The 13,698-nt window shown below is 62.2% G+C and carries 14 protein-coding genes and 1 pseudogene; 11 read left to right on the forward strand and 4 right to left on the reverse strand.

Going from position 1 to position 13,698, the window contains the following annotated elements; translation table 11 throughout:
- Window positions 1–72: 72 nt before the first annotated feature.
- Window positions 73–1,281, reverse strand: coding sequence for a site-specific integrase (locus CH289_RS21755; RefSeq protein ID WP_094728518.1), 1,209 nt, complete (start codon window positions 1,279–1,281; stop codon window positions 73–75).
- Window positions 1,274–1,882, reverse strand: coding sequence for a helix-turn-helix domain-containing protein (locus CH289_RS21760; RefSeq protein WP_256977426.1), 609 nt, complete (start codon window positions 1,880–1,882; stop codon window positions 1,274–1,276). The genes CH289_RS21755 and CH289_RS21760 overlap by 8 nt, the downstream gene beginning before the upstream one ends.
- A gap of 165 nt (window positions 1,883–2,047) precedes the next feature.
- Between CH289_RS21760 and CH289_RS21765 the strand changes: the two genes are divergently transcribed.
- The 9 genes from CH289_RS21765 (at window position 2,048) to CH289_RS21805 (ending at window position 8,205) form a co-directional block, all read left to right on the forward strand.
- Window positions 2,048–2,245, forward strand: coding sequence for an excisionase family DNA-binding protein (locus tag CH289_RS21765; RefSeq protein WP_019664588.1), 198 nt, complete (start codon window positions 2,048–2,050; stop codon window positions 2,243–2,245).
- A 1,194-nt stretch (window positions 2,246–3,439) separates the two neighbouring features.
- On the forward strand, window positions 3,440–4,228 hold the full coding sequence (locus CH289_RS21770) for a ParA family protein (protein ID WP_094728575.1): 789 nt from the start codon (window positions 3,440–3,442) through the stop codon (window positions 4,226–4,228).
- A 17-nt stretch (window positions 4,229–4,245) separates the two neighbouring features.
- Window positions 4,246–4,578 (forward strand): hypothetical protein, encoded by a 333-nt coding sequence (locus CH289_RS21775; protein ID WP_094728523.1) that lies wholly within the window; start codon window positions 4,246–4,248, stop codon window positions 4,576–4,578.
- Window positions 4,575–5,435, forward strand: coding sequence for a DUF2637 domain-containing protein (locus CH289_RS21780; RefSeq protein WP_094728525.1), 861 nt, complete (start codon window positions 4,575–4,577; stop codon window positions 5,433–5,435). Before CH289_RS21775 ends, CH289_RS21780 begins: the two co-directional genes overlap by 4 nt.
- Before the next feature lie 437 nt (window positions 5,436–5,872).
- Window positions 5,873–6,439 (forward strand): hypothetical protein, encoded by a 567-nt coding sequence (locus CH289_RS21785; RefSeq protein WP_094728527.1) that lies wholly within the window; start codon window positions 5,873–5,875, stop codon window positions 6,437–6,439.
- A 184-nt stretch (window positions 6,440–6,623) separates the two neighbouring features.
- Window positions 6,624–6,929 carry a hypothetical protein gene (locus tag CH289_RS21790; protein WP_094728529.1) on the forward strand — a complete coding sequence of 102 codons (306 nt, stop codon included), beginning with the start codon at window positions 6,624–6,626 and terminating at the stop codon, window positions 6,927–6,929.
- Window positions 6,930–7,019: 90 nt separating this feature from the next.
- On the forward strand, window positions 7,020–7,559 hold the full coding sequence (locus CH289_RS21795; RefSeq protein WP_094728531.1) for a DnaB-like helicase N-terminal domain-containing protein: 540 nt from the start codon (window positions 7,020–7,022) through the stop codon (window positions 7,557–7,559).
- Complete coding sequence (locus CH289_RS21800) at window positions 7,556–7,828, forward strand: urea amidohydrolase (RefSeq protein ID WP_094728533.1); 273 nt, start codon at window positions 7,556–7,558, stop codon at window positions 7,826–7,828. The genes CH289_RS21795 and CH289_RS21800 overlap by 4 nt, the downstream gene beginning before the upstream one ends.
- Window positions 7,829–7,869: 41 nt before the next feature.
- Window positions 7,870–8,205: a hypothetical protein gene (locus CH289_RS21805; RefSeq protein ID WP_094728535.1), complete on the forward strand. Its 336-nt coding sequence runs from the start codon at window positions 7,870–7,872 to the stop codon at window positions 8,203–8,205.
- A 160-nt stretch (window positions 8,206–8,365) separates the two neighbouring features.
- Here CH289_RS21805 and CH289_RS21810 read toward each other — a convergent pair whose 3' ends face one another.
- Complete coding sequence (locus CH289_RS21810; RefSeq protein WP_143545120.1) at window positions 8,366–8,569, reverse strand: hypothetical protein; 204 nt, start codon at window positions 8,567–8,569, stop codon at window positions 8,366–8,368.
- A gap of 196 nt (window positions 8,570–8,765) precedes the next feature.
- On the reverse strand, window positions 8,766–9,251 hold the full coding sequence (locus CH289_RS21815; protein WP_094728539.1) for a hypothetical protein: 486 nt from the start codon (window positions 9,249–9,251) through the stop codon (window positions 8,766–8,768).
- Between the two features lie 245 nt (window positions 9,252–9,496).
- Here CH289_RS21815 and mobF point away from each other — a divergent pair.
- Together mobF and CH289_RS29065 are read left to right on the forward strand one after the other, a co-directional pair.
- A pseudogene (mobF, locus tag CH289_RS29060) lies at window positions 9,497–10,642 on the forward strand (MobF family relaxase); the annotation flags it as partial.
- 597 nt (window positions 10,643–11,239) lie between these two features.
- Complete coding sequence (locus tag CH289_RS29065) at window positions 11,240–13,537, forward strand: ATP-dependent DNA helicase (protein ID WP_462052413.1); 2,298 nt, start codon at window positions 11,240–11,242, stop codon at window positions 13,535–13,537.
- Window positions 13,538–13,698 lie beyond the last annotated feature (161 nt).

Consider the following 13,698-nt stretch of genomic DNA (forward strand, 5'->3'; position numbering starts at 1 on the left):
CCTGACGTACGGCGTTGTATCGGCATCCGGTTGCCTGATGATAAAAAAACCGACTAATCTTGCACTGCAGGACTACGTCGGCTGGTCCGCCTCCGCCGGCCTCGCGAACAAGGCAGCGTATTGACTTGCCGCTTCGGTAAGTGCGTTGCTCTGACTGTGCACATACGTCCGCATCGTGAAGCTAGCGTCGGCGTGTCCCAACCACGCGGCGATCACGGCGATTGGAACACCGGCGAGGTGCATCAGGGTCGCGCACGTGTGCCGCGCATCGTGGAATCGGATCTCGCTTACCCCTGCGGTCTTCGTCAATCGCTCCCACCTGGCCGCGAGTACGTCCGGGCGGACGGGATAGCCGAGCTCGTCGGATACAACATGAGTCCCGGGCCCGTACTCCTCGCGGTGCGAGATTCTTTCAGCGGATTGACGATCTTTCGCATGTTTCAGTGCTGTTTTCAGATCGTCAGTGAGAGGGAGTGTCCTTAATGACTTCTTGGTCTTCGGTTCTTGTTCGACAATTTCACCGCTAGCCGTCAGAACGCGGTTGTTGCCTATTGTCAGAAAGCCGTCGCGCAGGTCGACGTCATTCCAACGTAAGCCGCAGACCTCGCCCCTCCGTAAGCCCGAAAGCGCCAAGCGCCAGGCGTGTTCGTTCCTGTCTCCTGAGACTGTCGTCAGAAGTGTTTTGACCTCTGATGTCGTAAATGTCTGTAATTGCTTCGACTCTCTCGGCACGCGGTCAACGAGGCGAGCAACGTTGCGCTGTACGTGACCCTGCTTGAACTCGCCGTCGAGAATCATTGAAAGGACTGTGAGCATCAGGTTGATAGACCGTGGACCCCACGGGCGAGTCAGTTGTCCGTTGGGTTTCGGCAGGCCACCCTGCTGGAGTTCGACGACGAGCAGATCGATGTGCCGCTTGCTTAGCTTTTGGACCGGTAGGTCGCCGTGGCATGCCAACACGGGCTTCATGACTTCTCGGTACCCACCGAGAGTGGTCTCCCGAAGGCGGTGTCGCCCTGCGAAATGCAATTCTGCCGCTTCGGCAAGTGTAGTTTGGGATCGAGCTACGAAGGTTCCTCGAATCGCTTCGGTACTAGACTCGGACAGCGCTTTTCTTGCCTCCTTTTCGGATTCGAAGCGCCGCCGGATCTGTCGTCGTTTGCCGGTGACCTGGTCGATTCCCGCGTCGGTGGTCACCTGATATCGCGCCATCATCCGGCCCGTAGTTCTGTCGCGTACTTCGAGCTTCTTGATCTGCGGGGGAAGCTGTTGCCTAGCCATCGGAGACCTCGTCTCCGACGCTCATGTCGAGCTCGGTCATCTGGCGAAAAAGCTCTTCCGATCGACGTCTCGCGTCTTCGTACATGAACTTCATAGCTTCGACGTGTTCCACTGAGTCCTGCTCGGACAGACCGTTGCGCATCTGAACGCGCGCACGTCGCATCGCCTGTAGCGCCTGGAGCCACTCGCGCGTGATGCCAACTCGGTCATTGTTCGGATCGAATTGCTCCCGCACCCACAATTCGATGGGCTGTGCTGTTTCCGCGTCGGACCAGTCCGCAGACGGCTTCATCAATCCGGCCTCACCGCTGAACCAACGCAAGGCATCGTGGGATTCCTGATCCAGACCGGGCAACACCTCGACTCTGCCTCGAGGGAGATCGGGAAAGACCAGCTGGGCCGGCGAGACATTAAGAGCTGCGGCAAGAACGAGAAGCTCGGGTACATCGATGCTCTTCTTGCGGCCAGTCTCCAGGTCGGCAACCACTGAACGTGAAATGCCGAAACCGATATCAAAGGTGCGGTCGGCGAGCTTGGCCGCGGAGAGCGCAGAGTGCTCCTTACCTCTGAGTCGCCGAACTTCGCCGGCAACTCGGGCCACGATCTGCTCAGCCCAGGACTGTGTCATAAGAACGCATTCTAGCTGATTTCTCGAAGATGTTGTGGCAACGCTACTAAATTGCTACCTTGTGGTGGAACCACATGGACTAGTCGCGAAAGCGTCTTCGATTGTGGTGAAACTACACAATCGAAGAAAGGAAACTCGATGTCTCGTCAGCTCTATTCGGTCCAGGAAGCGATGGCCCGCACGGGCCTCGGACGCTCCAACCTGTTCAACAAGCTCGCCGCCGGTGAAATCCGCAGCGTCAAGGTCGGTAAGCGGCGACTGATCCCCGACACAGCCATCGATGAATACATCGTCGGACTCGAGGAAGCGGCACGCGCCAGCTCGGGCGTTGCCTGACATGCCGCTCACGCCAGACCCTTATGAACTAGAGACGCCCCCGGCGAATCTCGGTGTAACCAGCACCGAGGCCGAGGGCGTCGTCGAAACCTCTACCTTGCAGGAAGGAGTTTCATCCACCAATTCTAATCGGTCTTGATCCGCCTCACAAGGCGTTTTGCCGCACTCATCCGTAGATGCAGTCGAGAACTTCGTAGACGCAGAGCGGGACGAGTGCAGGTTGGATTCACCCACATATCGGTGAATCCACCTGCGTACAAACTGCTTACGCGCATGTCGCTATCGCCCGACCCTACGCGGGTCCTGCGTGCCGTCGACAGCTGTCGATAAGAGCTTGTCGTAGCGTCGTTTTCTGGCAGAGCCCGACGAACAACCAGCCTGCCGCCGGCCTGTGCACCCTTTGTAAATCCTCGGAGACCGGCCCCGAGGCACCGCCTGTTCGACTGATCATCGTCCGGGTGGCGATACCGATTAGCCGCGCGCCCACCACGGCGCGGGGCTACCGGGCGTGGAGCGGACAACGTGGGTGCGGAAATTGGCTCAGGGCCATGGGGGGTCCGAGAAGGAACGAACGAAGTCCCTTGTCTTTCCTACGTCACCACTACGGGAGGTACCAGTTGAGCTCTCCACAAACCACCTGCATTGCATCGTCCGACTCGTCAGACCACCATCCGCACAGGAGTCAAAAAACAACCGCAGTTCCGTTCTTCGTATCGGTCACCGGTATCGATCTACCGAGGACCCAACCAAGACAACAAATTCGGCCTCATGTGCACCCGAGAAACTCTGTCCAGTGCTTGTTCATAAGGAGCGCCCAGCGCAGTTGGAGGGAACGGGTGCCTCCCTGTGATGAGTGTCGAGTGCATCTCGTCTCCGCTGTGCCTGTATTACCCGCAAGGAGTGCCACAGATGACTCACTGGCAACGGCCGTAAAACGTCCAATGGATGTAGTACCGCCGATGGCCGTCGGGGATGAGATTCGCGCACGGGAAGTATTGGTAGCAAACGCTTCCTATGCCAGTGCGGCGCGTAATTCACCTATTGCACGTGACGCGCGTATCGCATCCGTTACCCGTAATGCATCCAATGCGTGCACGGGGGGTCACTCATCCCACGGTTCCACGGAGCGCATGACATCCCATTCTCGCATCACCCCCAATTCACCCGACTCATCCAATGGAAGTGAGACCCACCATGCCCGCTGAGATCTTCGCGTTCTGCAATCAAAAGGGTGGAGTCGGCAAGACCACTACGGTCTTTCACCTCGCCTACGCCGCAGCCCAGGCTGGCCGGCGCGCGCTCGTCGTTGACATAGATCCCCAGGGCAACGTCAGTACAGTTCTCGCCAAGCTGCAGCTCGAGCGCGATGACATCGGTGTTGCCGATGTCCTCTCGGAGTCGTCGAAAGCGACGATCGCCGACGCGGTCGTCCCCACCGTCTGGCCTGGCGTCGACCTTGTGCCCACCGTCCCAGGGAACGAGTCTTTGGCTTATGTCCGTGATCAACTGGTCATCGCCGGCGCCGGCCGTGAACGGCGGCTGCGCGACGCACTCGATCTCGTCCGAGGCGTCTACGACGTTGTCCTCATCGACTGCCCGCCGAGCCTGGATCTGCTGACAATCAACGCGCTCGTTGCGGCACGCACGGCCGTCGTCGTGACTCAGTCGGCGCTGTTCTCCGCCAACGGACTGGCGCGATTGCGACGCACCATCGATGCGGTCAAACGTAGCTACAACCCGGACCTCGACATGTTCGGTGCAATCGTCAACCTCCATGAGATCGGGACGATCAGCGGCCGAGAACAACTTGTCGAGATCGCTGCCAGCATCAACGTACTCGGCGACACTGTTCCCAAGCGGGTAGTCATCAAAGACTCGATGGAGGCGCAGACAAGTCTTGTCGACTGGGGGACAACTCAGTCACGCAGTCTGTCGACGATCTACCGCGACACTCTCACGTTGCTCGTGAATGGGCAGCTGTGATGGCCCGGCCCGAACGAATGAAGAGCGCACTCGCCGGTTCGAGCCCGGTCGACTTGCCGGAGGACGCGCAACGGTCACCTGGCGCCGTCGCCTCGACGCAGACCGTTGCGCAACACTCAGCTGACACCGCGAAGCGGAAGCGTTCGTACTACTTGTACGAGTCCACTGTGGAGGATCTGCTCAATGCAGCCGAAGCGTTGTCTGCAACACCTGGTGCACCGCGGGGCCCGTCGGACCTCGTGAACGCGGCGGTCGAGGAGTACTTGGAGTTGTTGCGCAACAACTTCAACGACGGCCAGCCGTTCCCGCAACGAACAGGTCCACTCGCCCGAGGACCGAGAATCCGATGAGCCGGAGGCATCATGCCAATCCGCCGTCTACGGCCCGCGACTCCGACGGCGTTGCGATACATCCGGGCATTCTGCAGTGGGCGCTTGCCACGGCCGTTGCACTCACGGTCGGCATTGCGGGTGCATCGTTCTGGCTCAGTTTCGCTGTGTTGCGAGACCTTGCGGTCATGGCCGGAATTGGCGAATACGAGGCGTGGGTGATTCCAGTCGTGTTGGACGGTGCAATCGTCTCGACGACAGTGACCGCAATTGCCTTGTCGAACCACACCGATGAACGCACGGTCAGGGGCAGGCGTTTCGTTGTGTCGATCATGCGTGTCGCTGCAACAGCGTCCATTGCAGGTAACTCGTACCATGCGGTGTTGAGTTCGACCTTGCTTCCAGCCGTGGTGTCGGCGGGTATTGCCACCATTGCGCCCATTGCACTCCTTGCCATGACCGAGGTGCTCGCTGTGATCCTTCGAGCACCGCGCGAGGTTGTAAAGCCAGAGTCCGCTCCGAGTGCACTGTCAGATGATTCTGATTGGACAAGGGGCGAGGCCAGCCAGCACGGAGGGGGACTGGACGACGAGCCTCAGGCGGAGCATGTCGTCGGTCAGTCAGAGGACTCGCCTTCCGGGCACGCGGACGCCTTGACACCAGAGGTTGCGGAGACAGTACGGCTCAGGCACGCACACCGAGAATGGTCGTGGGCACGAATCGGTAAGGAGACGGACGGTTCCGTTGCATCGACTGCGATGCGTCGATATCGAAAGTGGGAAGAGACCAACGCAGGGGGCGCAAACGCCTCTGGGTATGGGCAATTCGAGTTCGATGACGAGCCGAACACGGAGCCTGATCGAATTTCGGTGGAATAAGAGTGCTGCCGCGGCATCGAGCCACCATGCTTTCGTCGCTCCCGCACAATCGCCCCGGACTGTTGCTGGCCGTGAGGTGGTCGCCCGCGACGGTCCGTTGCGCCTCGAACCGGTACTGCCCTGGGGCCACCTTCGGTGGCCTCCGAATTGAACTCCGCTGCGCTCCGCACTGAAGAAGAGCAATTTCCTTCGCACATCTGGCTCCGGTCGAGCATGCGGCACCCTGACCCGTCTTACCCAGCCCTGACTCCGCTTCGCTCCGGCCCGATGGGCTCCGGAAACTTTTCAAAGCGCCTACGGCTGAAAACTTTCCGGATCAGGCCTAGGACGCCGGTCCAGTGCACCGCCTTCTCTCCTTCGAGCCAGATGACGGCGAAAGAAATTGGCAGAGCGAAAGGGCCGGGGGAGCCGGTCCCGCAACAGAAAGTGAGCCCGACATGCCGCAGAACATCTCCCGTACAGGACGCAAGACCACCGCCGCGCACAACGCCCGGACCACCGGAATCGTCACTCACACCACGGTCCTGGTCGCGGGACCCCAGGAGGCTACCGTCACCGTCACCGCTGCGGCCACCGACGAAGCGCAGATGATCGTCGCACTAGGCCACGTCATGATGACCTTCCGTAGCGCCGAAACTGTTTCCGCCGTCATCACTGGATTCGCCACCGTACGTGCCGCACTCACCGGAGCCGACGGACAGACTCCCCACCCTGCCCAACCCGGAGCAGAATTCGGTGCCGCTGCTGTCGCTGTACTTTGGCTCGGCAGCCCTGAACACACTGCAGTGCCGAACCACCGCTACAGCCCCGAACAACGCCGAACCATCCACTGGGTAGACCTGCACATGGGACCCGTTACCTGGCGCATCACCGACCGCATCGGATACGACACCCTCATGGCCGAACTTCGACGCGTCCACCGCGCGGCGATCGGAGTGTTTCTCGACGGTGGCCGCTACCGCCGTGACCCCGCGAAACTTCTCGACGTTTTCGACGAAGTCTGACACCCGATACCACACGTTCGGCCCCGCGCCCCGGGGCCGAACAGGTTTCATCCACAGGCTGATCCGACACGGCAGTTATCCACACGGCGCGGAAATAGTCTTCGCGTCGAACGACTCGCCGGGTCGCCCGTGCGACGCTCGAAGGCAAGAAGCTAGCTGGCACGAGCGAAAGGATCCACCGACGATGATCACCTGGACCGTCACCACCCACCCCGAGGACAATCCCGAAATCCTCACCGCCACCGGAGCAGAACCCAACCTTGCCGTTGCCAAGCGCGCAGCCGCCGATGCAGTCCGCTACGCACTCCTCGACGCCCGCGAGCACGCATCGCAAGACAACGGCAGCCCGCCGTCCTACCTCGTCACACTCGACGGAACCTGCGCCCTCATCGTCGGACTCGGTCGCTATAGGCCAGAAAACTACAACGCCGTCCTGGACAGCCTCGAGCAATTCGACGGCACCGCACCACCGAACCTCCTCTACATCTGACCCCATCCCACCGCGAGACGGAAACCGTATTCGACGTCTCGTATTCACCATTTCCGCAAGTGATCCGCGACAAAGAAACGAGGCGAACAGATGACCGCGCTGAGAGCAGTCGAACCCACCGGCGACGGCGAAGACGACACGGACCTCACCGACCGTCCGGAGACGGCACCGGAAGCGCTGGCGATTTGCGCTTTGATGTGGCTGCAGGACAGCGACGAATGCGCGCGTATCGCAGGAGCACTGCAGGCCGACGATTTCTATCATCCCGCTTATCGGGAGTTGTACGGCGTCGTGCAGGAGTTAGTGGTCGGCAGTCGTCCGCACGATCCTGCGAGCGTTCTTGCTGTCCTCACCCGGGCCGGTGCCAGTGGACACCGTGGTGCGCGGCTGCGGAGAGCGTTGACCGACGCCACCACAGCGAACGCATGCGGTGCATCGGCCACCGACTACGCAGGCATGGTGTTATCGGAAAGCTATCGCCGCAGCTTCTTCGACGCGGGAATCAAAATTCAGCAACTAGCGGAGGAGGCGCCGGAGGAGTACCTGTTCGACCAGCTCGTCGACATCGGCAGAGCGCAACGTGCAGCGACGAACCGCCTGAATGCTTTCCGCAGCGGCGGCGCCGTATGAACGCGCGAGCGGAGCTGGACGACGAGCGGCGGCGCGCTGCCATCACGCAGAGCCGATTCACCACCGCCGACGTCGAGCAACTTGATCTAGAAGGCGTAGAGGATCTTGCTGCCGGCCGCGAGATCGACGACGCGATGGCCGCCGGCGAGACGCTCGGCGACATCGCACGGTCTATCGGTCACACCGATTCAGTCTCTGCAGACCTCCTGAGCAAATTTCGAGCGTTCCGTGACGGTCTCGCCAACCGCGGCCAAATCGCCCTGTTCTGACCACACTTCGGAACAGCGCGGACAATTGAAGGGCTCACACCGTGAAATTCATTCGCATCGACACCGATCGAGGTGCCCTGTACGGGCCATCGTTCGCCGAGACGTTGACGTACTTCTTCGGACAGAACCAACACGTCGAATGGGACTGCCACGAGCTCACCGCTGGATATTCCGGTGGCCGGCGCGCGGTGTCGACCGCGATTCGAGTACACCACCGAGGACAGTGGATCGTCGCGGCTAGATCTTTCGGGTCACGCACAGTCGACAAGATCCCCGAGGACGCAGTTCGCAGCGGATCGGACTTCGCGACCGCAGCGTTCGAAGCACCTTTGTTGCCACGCTGGGTGTATGAATGGGCGCATGACGTACTGATCTGATACGTACGACGTCGGCTCGACGGTCTGTCATCAATGCGCGTTTCATTCGAGCGCTACAGATTCTGAACGTTGCAGCAGTCTCACGGCTTAGACGGAACCGGCGACATCCGCCCCGACAACCCCTGCAGATTCACCCAATCATCAAACCTGGAGTTGGGTGTCAAAAGGTGCTGCGCAACGCGCCACCGATGGCAGCGACGACGAACGCCAACACGATCGTCGCTATGAACACGCCGACGCGAAACACGCCCCCGGCAATGAGCCCGGTTGCGCGCAGAGGTGCGAAACGCCACCCAGACTCGGTTTCGCCCGCGCGCCACAGCGCTGCGATGACGATGCCAGCAATGACAACAATTGCGATCATGAATTCACCTCCTCCCGCACAGGTTGGATTGAACACCACGCCACCGACACAAAATGAGCCCACGGTCCCGTTCGCGCTCGTGTCCGTTCTTGCACTGCAAGTGTGTTGCTTCGAACCAAGAACGTTCGACGCGTGCGGGAGCAATGACCGCCGCAGCTAGAGCGCTCGTTGCCAGGCCGTGCTGCGCCCGTCCGCTCTATTTCGTCCAGGCAGCTTCATCCACCGGGGCAGCTGCAGCTGCTGTGGGATCGCTATTGCCGGTGCGATCTGCGGCCTCGTTGCCCGAGGCACCTCGGCCGTCTGCCGATTCGCGGGGAGCGTCGATCCTGCCGGTTGTCTTCGCGGCCATCGTCGATTTGATCAGCCGCGTCGCTTCCGGAACTGAGAGGTCGACCAACGTTGCAATGCTGGAGTATGTTTCACCGCGCTTCTTGAGTGCAGCGAGTGCTTCGGCGCGTCGGTGATAGGCGGAGTCGAGTTTGGACTGAGCATCTCGCCGTAACCGCGCGATTCTTTGTGCCACATCGTCCGTGATCCGTCGTTCGTCGCGGGTGGCATCGAAATAAGTAATCAAATCCTGCTCCTGATTCTTCAATCGCGATTGTGCGTCCGCCAGTCGCTGCGCGTTCGCGCGCCGAGCACGTTCCCGCGCGCTGACGAGTCCACCGTTTGAGGGAGTCATACCGGCCAGGGTACCGCCGAACCGCCGACCGGCGAAGGCATGCGACGCTACGAGTCAATCGCCGAATGCTCTGTCCAGCTGCCAGTTTCGTCCTCAGCTGTCCATGTCAGTCCGTGTTCGTTCGAGATCCAGATATTGTCTACTCGAGATTTGTTCGAATCGTCTCCGAAATTTCAGAACAAACGTCACACACCTCTTGCACTACTAGTGACTGTGGGGCGCCGAGCGCTTATGGTGGCGTCATGATGACCGTCCATCCACTTCACGCGGGCGACGGATATACTTACCTCACACGCGAAGTCGCGGTCGGTGACGTCACTGCGAAGAAGGGCCAGAACCTCACGGACTACTACACCGCCGAGGGCACACCCCCCGGCTTGTGGGGAGGCCGCGCGGCCGCCGAACTCGGCGTCGAAGGGGAAGTCCGTGAGGACCAGATGAGAGCATTGTTCGGGGAAGGATTACATCCCGAAGCCGAAGCGCTGACTGCTGAACTCGTCGCCCAAGGTGCCGCCGCGGATGATGCGGTGGACAAAGTCAGGTTGGGCCGAAGATATGCTGTGTACCGCAATGAAGTCCCGCTGATGAAACGTATTCGTGCCGAGATCGACAGTGATCACAGGAGTCTCGGACGAGTTCTGTCGGCGGACGAATGCCAACAGATCCGATACCGACTCGGCGCCGACGAGTTCCATCGCGAAGTCGGACGCTCACCGGCTACCGAAGACGAACTGACCCGCTATATCGCCTCGCAGAAACGACGCGAACGCCAACCCGTCGCCGGCTACGACTGCGTGTTCACCCCCGTCAAATCCGTGTCCGTGCTTTGGGGCCTCGGCGATGACGACGTCCGACGCGGTATCGAACGCGCACACTCCGCCGCGGTCACCGACGCAGTGGCATGGGTCGAGGACAACGCCTCCTACACCCGCGTCGGGAAAGCCGGTGTCGGACAGATCGAATCCACCGGCCTGATGTACACCCGCTTCGATCACCGCGACAACCGCAACGGCGATCCGAATCTGCACACCCACGTCGCTATCTCCACCAAAGTCAAAGGCGTCGACGGCAAGTGGCGCAGCCTTGACGGGCGCGTACTGCACAAGCTCGCTGTGTCCGCATCCGAGCGTTACAACACCCTCATCGAGGAGTACGTCACCCGCGAGATCGGAGCGAGGTTTACCGACCGTCCTGGTATCGGCGCCAACAAGAGGCCGGTACGCGAAATCGACGGTGTCCCGCCCGAACTGCTGCGCGAGTTCTCCCGCCGCGACGCGATCGAACGCCGCCTCAAGCAACTCGTCGGTGACTACCGCACCGTGCACGGCAAGGACCCGTCGAAGACGATGCAGATGCGCCTTGCGGACAAAGCGACGTTGGAAACCCGCGAGCAGAAACCGCCGGCGACGTCGCTGGCCGCGCAACGCGCTGAATGGCATACCCGCGCCGTCGGTGTCCTGGGTGCACGGACCCTGTCGAAAGCGTTGCGCGGCTGTGTCGGGCATGCGGTCACAGAAACGTCCGCCGAGAATCTGGACTACCGACAGATCGCCGGAACTGTCGTCGAGCGAGTGGCAAGAGGGCGGGCGACCTGGAACCGCTGGCATATCGAAGCCGAAGTGCAACGCCAACTACGTGGCATCGTCTTCGACACCGACACCAGCAGAGACACCGTCGTCGAGCGGATCACTGAGTCCGCGCTCGGCGCGCACTCGATCCGGTTGACCCGCCAGGTCGACGCGGCACCGGCAGCGTTGCAACGCAGTGACGGTGCCTCGATCCTGACCGTGCACGGCAACCAGACCTACACCAACGCAGCGATCCTCGCGGCCGAACACCGGCTCGTGGGAGCCGCGCACACACCGACCGCGGTCATGGCCACCGCCGATGCCTACCACTCCGCGCTGGCCGCGCACACTGCCCGCAAAGGCTGGGACCTCGGCGCCGACAAGAGGGCGCTGGTCGAGCATTTCCTGTTCTCAGGGGCACTGCTCGGCGCCGGTATCGGGCCGGCCGGAACCGGCAAGACCACCGCTATGCGCGTCGCTGTCGACGCCTGGCGCGCCACCGGATACGACGTCATCGCCCTCGGCCCGTCCGCGAAAGCAGCCGGCGTCCTCGGTGACGAACTCGAGGTGACCGGACGCACCATCGCCGACGTCCTCACCCGCCGCGAGCACGGCCTCGACACCGGCATCACACCCGGGGCGATGATCCTCGTCGACGAAGCGGGGATGGCGTCGACCCACGACCTCGACCGACTCACCCATATCGCCGCCGAACGCGGCGCCATCGTTCGGCTCCTCGGTGACCCGCAGCAACTCGCCGCCGTCGACACCGGCGGCGCACTGCGAATGATCGCCCGCGAATCCGCCGCCCCCGAACTGGTCGACGTCCACCGATTCCGAGACAAGGAAGAAGCCGAGATCTCCCTGCGGTTGCGGGCTGGGGACACCTCCGTTGCCGCCTGGTACGCCGCGAAAGACCGAGTGCAGCACGGGATGGCCGACGAGCTCGCCGAGAAGGTGTTCACCGCCTGGTCCGCCGGCGCCGACGACGAAACGACCTCGCTGATGATCGCCAGCAGCAACCAGACGGTTCGCGATCTCAACGACCGCGCCCGCACCGATCGCATCATCAGCGGTGTCGTCGCCAAAGGCGGAAACGACCTCTCCGACGGGCTCCGCGCCTCGAAGGGCGACACCGTCGTCACCCGTCTCAACGACAGGGACCTGCGCGTGACCGGGACCCAGGGTGAACGCGTCCGCAACGGTGATCTGTGGACCGTGGAAACAGCGCACCGCGACGGGTCGTTGTCGGTGCGCCATCTCGATCACGGGGGACGGGTCCGGCTGCCCGCCGACTACGTGCGCGAGCGTTGCGAGCTCGGTTACGCCACCACGATCCACCGCGCTCAGGGCATAACCGTCGACGCCGTCCACGTGCTCGTCGACGACACAATGAACCGGCAAGCCCTCTACGTCGCGTTGACCCGCGGACGTGCGGCCAATCAGCTGTATGTGCCGATCGACCGGATCGTCGACCCGCACCTGATCCACGTGCACCCTGATAAGAAGATCGCCGACGAAGTCGTACGCACCGTCATCGGCCGCGACGGCTCGGATACCTCCGCCACCGAACAGCAACGTGAGGCAGCGATCGCGCATCTGCGTCTGGATTACAACGTCGGCGGCTACGAGTACGCCGACGACGTCATCGACGCCCATCGCATCGAAGCTATCGTGCGTAATCGGATGGGACCGGAGCTGACCGCGAAGATGACCTCCGAAGCGGAGTGGGATTCGTTCGTCCGTCAGTATCGCCGCGTCGAGCAACTAGGTCTCGACGCCGGCCCAACCCTCGATGCTGCCCGCTTACAGCGTGAACTGAGCACCGCGGACTCGGTGTCGGCGGTGATGCACTGGCGTCTGGAAAAGTACATCGCGACCGGTGCCGACGAAATGAACGTCTGGGCGAAGACCGTCGAACCGACCGTGCGGACCCAGTTCGGCGAGCAGGCCGAGTCGATCCTCGACGACGCCGGTTCCTGGCCCGAACTCGCAGCCCACCTACGCAACGCCGAACGAGCAGGCAAAGACCCCCACGCCGCGATCGTCGAACTACGCCGTGGCATCACCCACCCCGACCCGAGCGCAGCGGAGCTACTCGACGACGCCGAACGACGCTGGCCCCTCGGACGCGAAGCACGAGACCACAGCGCACCGACATGGGTGCTGCCGCCGATGCAGAACCGCGACGGCGTCGACCCGGAATTGGTCGCCTGGACGCGCCGCCGCTACAGCGAAATCGCCCACCGTACCCGCGAACTCGGGCAGCGCGCCGCCGACGAGCAACCCGCCTGGACAAGACATCTGGGCGATCTACCCGACTCCGGCGGGGACCGCCTCAAATGGCAGCTCACCGCCGCGCAGGTCGGTGCCTACCGCGAGCAATTCGGCATCGACACGGACCGCACCCTCATCGGTGATCGCCCCGACCACGGCGACGCCGCCCGCGCATGGGATCAGGTCAACGCCCGCCTCAAGACACTGCCCGTCCGGGAGCAGATCGGCGTGCGCACCGCCAGTGGCTCCGCGCCGGCGGGAACACCGATACCGCCGCGTCCGGATCCGATCGTGGTCACCGACCGCGCTCGCCGAGAGGCAGCAGAACAACGCGCCGCCGAACAGCGACGCGCCGCCGAGGAACGCAAAGCCGAACGCCGCGAACAACTCCGCCGACAACAGGCCCGGAGATCAGGACCGAACCGCGGGCCACGTATCTGACCCCATCGGCAACAAAGTCCTACCAACGCCAGAAGCTCCACCGCGCCAGAAGCAGCACCGAGTCAGAAGAACCACGCCATGCGCGTGCCACGAAACTGGTTCGCGTTCCTTCGTGAGTGAGGAGCTCCCCGATGGCCCACTACATTAACGACGACGATCCG

The sequence above is a fragment of the Rhodococcus sp. RS1C4 genome (assembly GCF_002258225.1).
Lineage (GTDB): Bacteria > Actinomycetota > Actinomycetes > Mycobacteriales > Mycobacteriaceae > Rhodococcoides > Rhodococcoides fascians_E.

Coding starts and splice junctions, on each gene's coding strand:
- CH289_RS21755 (WP_094728518.1), bottom strand. CDS start 1,281: ATGGCTAGGCAACAGCTTCCCCCGCAGATCAAGAAGCTCGAAGTACGC.
- CH289_RS21765 (WP_019664588.1), top strand. CDS start 2,048: ATGTCTCGTCAGCTCTATTCGGTCCAGGAAGCGATGGCCCGCACGGGC.
- CH289_RS21770 (WP_094728575.1), top strand. CDS start 3,440: ATGCCCGCTGAGATCTTCGCGTTCTGCAATCAAAAGGGTGGAGTCGGC.
- CH289_RS21775 (WP_094728523.1), top strand. CDS start 4,246: ATGAAGAGCGCACTCGCCGGTTCGAGCCCGGTCGACTTGCCGGAGGAC.
- CH289_RS21780 (WP_094728525.1), top strand. CDS start 4,575: ATGAGCCGGAGGCATCATGCCAATCCGCCGTCTACGGCCCGCGACTCC.
- CH289_RS21785 (WP_094728527.1), top strand. CDS start 5,873: ATGCCGCAGAACATCTCCCGTACAGGACGCAAGACCACCGCCGCGCAC.
- CH289_RS21790 (WP_094728529.1), top strand. CDS start 6,624: ATGATCACCTGGACCGTCACCACCCACCCCGAGGACAATCCCGAAATC.
- CH289_RS21795 (WP_094728531.1), top strand. CDS start 7,020: ATGACCGCGCTGAGAGCAGTCGAACCCACCGGCGACGGCGAAGACGAC.
- CH289_RS21800 (WP_094728533.1), top strand. CDS start 7,556: ATGAACGCGCGAGCGGAGCTGGACGACGAGCGGCGGCGCGCTGCCATC.
- CH289_RS21810 (WP_143545120.1), bottom strand. CDS start 8,569: ATGATCGCAATTGTTGTCATTGCTGGCATCGTCATCGCAGCGCTGTGG.
- CH289_RS21815 (WP_094728539.1), bottom strand. CDS start 9,251: ATGACTCCCTCAAACGGTGGACTCGTCAGCGCGCGGGAACGTGCTCGG.